The organism is Luteolibacter pohnpeiensis (assembly GCF_016595435.1).
Classification (GTDB): domain Bacteria; phylum Verrucomicrobiota; class Verrucomicrobiia; order Verrucomicrobiales; family Akkermansiaceae; genus Luteolibacter; species Luteolibacter pohnpeiensis.
Genome location: NZ_JAENIJ010000152.1, coordinates 1 through 758, shown reverse-complemented (window position 1 = coordinate 758; position 758 = coordinate 1). Strand labels below are relative to the sequence as shown.

Below are 758 nucleotides of genomic sequence, written 5' to 3'. Positions count from 1 at the left end.
TCTTCATCGGGAGCCGGAATCGGAACTCCCAGATCATCATACACGAATTGTTTGCTCATCGCTACTCCGATCCGGGAAAGAATCTCAATTCGTTCGGCTTTCGCCTTCTCGTCCTTGGATTCCTCGCGTTTCGCCCAAATCTCGGGCACGTCGTCGCGCTCGCCCCAGTTGAGTGAGACGATTGCAGGAGCCAGCTGATGGGTCAGCACCTCGCCAACGAAATCCGCCACGGCATCGACCATCGCGTTTTTGGTTCCTTCGTGGACCTCGCCAAGGGCACGGCTGCCGCTGTTGTCGGTGCCGGAAGTGAGCGTTTGCCCCAAGATGAACGTGTCGCACTGACGATCCGCCAAGGCGATCAATTCGCGTTGTGGTAGGTTCTGCCCGGAAGTCGTTCCTTGGGCCAGGATGTTGACCTTCACGCCCGGCTTGGTGCGGAGGAAACCTCGCGATCCGATGGTTGCCATGGCTTGGTCGACTGCGTTGTTGTTGCGCTCGTCTGCCACTTCCACATGCCGCCATGGAATCCCGTAGATTTGCGTGAAGTCCATGAACCACTTCAGCCCGTAAACCGCCGCCATCCAATAGGGCACCAACGCTCGCAATGGAGCCGCCGTTGCCGGATGGCCCGGATGACCCGAGTTGATCCCGATCAAAAACCGATGTTCCGGGAAGTCCTCCAATTTCCTCGCTCCAAGCCCGCCCTCGCGATCAAGCATCAAGCGGTCTTCCTGATCTGAGTCCGTCGCCCAACCGCT

1 protein-coding gene is annotated in these 758 nt (G+C 58.6%); it reads right to left on the bottom strand.

What is annotated here, in order from left to right; translation table 11 throughout:
- Positions 1 to 758 (bottom strand): phage portal protein family protein (locus JIN85_RS20685; RefSeq protein WP_200274428.1); only part of this gene is annotated, 758 nt, incomplete at both ends.